The 2226-nt window shown below is 77.2% G+C and carries 2 protein-coding genes; one reads left to right on the forward strand and one right to left on the reverse strand.

From position 1 onward, the window contains the following. The first annotated feature begins 154 nt into the window (after positions 1-154). Positions 155-838, forward strand: coding sequence for a lysophospholipid acyltransferase family protein (locus AB0L34_RS33635; protein WP_363709694.1), 684 nt, complete (start codon positions 155-157; stop codon positions 836-838). 142 nt (positions 839-980) lie between these two features. Here the strand turns inward: AB0L34_RS33635 and AB0L34_RS33640 are convergent, their stop codons facing one another. Then, positions 981-2099 carry a hypothetical protein gene (locus AB0L34_RS33640; protein WP_363709696.1) on the reverse strand — a complete coding sequence of 373 codons (1119 nt, stop codon included), beginning with the start codon at positions 2097-2099 and terminating at the stop codon, positions 981-983. Positions 2100-2226 lie beyond the last annotated feature (127 nt).

The raw sequence follows: 2226 nt of genomic DNA on the forward strand, positions 1-2226 counted from the left end.
GCCCGGCGTGCTCCGCCGGGCCGCCACCACCGGCCCCGCCCGCGCCCGACAGGCCCGCTCACCAGCCGGGCCGGCACCGCCACCCCCGCGGGGCCACGTGGACCCGTCCGCTACCGTGACACCGCCTGCCCGCACACGATCCGCCGGAGGACCAGTGCCCCTGCTCTACACCATCGGCAAGCTCACCGTGGCGCCCGCGCTCCGGTTGGCCTTCCGTCCGACCGTGGAGGGGTTGGAGCACATCCCGGAGACCGGTGGTGCGATCTTCGCGGGCAACCACCTCTCCGTCGCCGACGAGCTCTTCCTCGGCACGGTCGTGCCCCGGCACCTGGCGTTCTGGGCCAAGTCGGAGTACTTCAAGGGCACCGGCCCGAAGGGCGCCTTCTCCAAGTTCGTGCTCACCGGCCTGGGGGCCATCCCGGTCGAGCGGGCCGGCGGCCGGGCGGCGCTGGCCGCGTTCGACGCCGCCATCCCGGTGCTCAAGGCCGGCGACCTGGTCGCCGTCTATCCCGAGGGGACCCGCTCGCCGGACGGCCGGCTCTACCGAGGGCGCACCGGCGCGGCCCGGCTGGCGGTGGCGGCCGGCGTGCCGGTCATCCCGGTCGGCATGATCGGCACCGACAAGGCCCAGCCCATCGGCACCCGGGTGCCCCGTCCCGGCCGCGCCAAGATCACCGTACGGTTCGGCAAGCCGCTGGACTTCACCGGCCGGCCGGACGACCGCACGTCGCTGCGGGAGATCACCGACGAGATCATGACCGAGATCCAGAAGCTCACCGGCCAGGAGTACGTGCCCCGCTACGCGCCGCCCCGCGCGCAGCAGCCGGACGCCGGCTGAGCTGTCACGGTGCGGCGTGTCGCCGCGCCGCTTCTCCGGGCGGACGACGTCGTCCACGTCGCCGAGCCGGCCGAGCTGGGCGATGGCGCGGGCCATCCGCGCGTCGGGCGGGATCCGGTCGCCCGGGGGAAGAAGGCCCTGCTCAGCCCTGCTTGGGGGTGACGATCTGCTCCCGCAGGGTGCCGAGCAGGGCGGCGCTGTCGTCGACGGAGAGCCGGGTGAAGACCGCGGTGGCGATGCTGCCGTGGTCGACGGAGGTGCAGACCACCACGTCGTCGCCGTCGACACGGCCCACCGCGCAACGCCCGTGCCGACCGCGTACGCCGGTGTCGACCTCCTGCGCCTCGCCCAGGGAGTACTGCCCGGTGAGCCGGGTGATCTCGTCCTGCGCGTCCGACTCGGGGGTGAACCGGAAACCGGTGCCGCCGAAGACCGTCACCCGCTTGCCGCCGGACGTGCCGTAGACGCCGGCGAAGGTGTCCTCGGCCAGCCAGTGCGCCTTGCGTACCTCGGCCTCCAGTTGCCTGGCGGTCTCCTTGCTGCGGCTGTCGTCGCGCAGCCGCAGGTCGGCCACCTCGGCGGGCAGGGCGGCGCTGGCCGGGTACTGCGTGACCATCGGCGTCCCGTAGTAGGCCGGGCAGCCACAGCAGCAGAGCAGGGTCAGCAGCAGCACCCACGGCCAGCGGCGACGTTTGCGGACGGCGACCGGGACGTACCCCTTGGGGGCCTGGAAGCCGGGCGGCGGTCCGGCCGGCGCCGTCTTCGCCCGCCGCTGCCTCGGCGGCGGGGGCGGCGGGGGCGGGGCAGGCGTCGGCCGCACCGGGACGGGTGCCCGGGAGACCGGCGGCGGGGCCGGGTACGCGACCGGCGGCGGCGACACCGGGTACGCGACCGGTGGCGGCGACACCGGGTAGGCGACCGGCGGCGGGGCGGAACGCGGCGGGGGCGGCGGCGCGGGGGAGCGGACGGGCGGTGCCGGCGGCACGGGGTGTGACCGGGCCGGCGGCGCGGCCGGGTACGACCGCGTAGGTGGCAGCGGCGGCAGTTCGGCCGGCGGCAGGTCCCACCCGCCGGTGTCCGCGCCGGCCCACGGGTCCACCGGGGTGCGGTGCTCGGGCGGCTCCGCCGGGCTCGGCGGCACCGGCGTGGGCTCGGCCGACTCGCCCCAGGCCCGCTTGCGCGGCGGCGGGGGAGGGACGGGCGCGGAGCCGCTCCACCGGGGCGCGGGCGGCGCGGCCGGCTGCTCGTCGGCGGGGAGCATGCGGGTGCCCTGCGGTCCGGCCGTCGGGCGGTCGGCCGGCTGCTCGTCGGCGGGGAGCATGCGGGTGCCCTGCGGTCCGGCCGTCGGGCGGTCGGCCGGCTGCTCGTCGGCGGGGAGCATGCGGGTG

The organism is Micromonospora sp. NPDC052213 (genome assembly GCF_040679695.1).
Lineage (GTDB): Bacteria > Actinomycetota > Actinomycetes > Mycobacteriales > Micromonosporaceae > Micromonospora.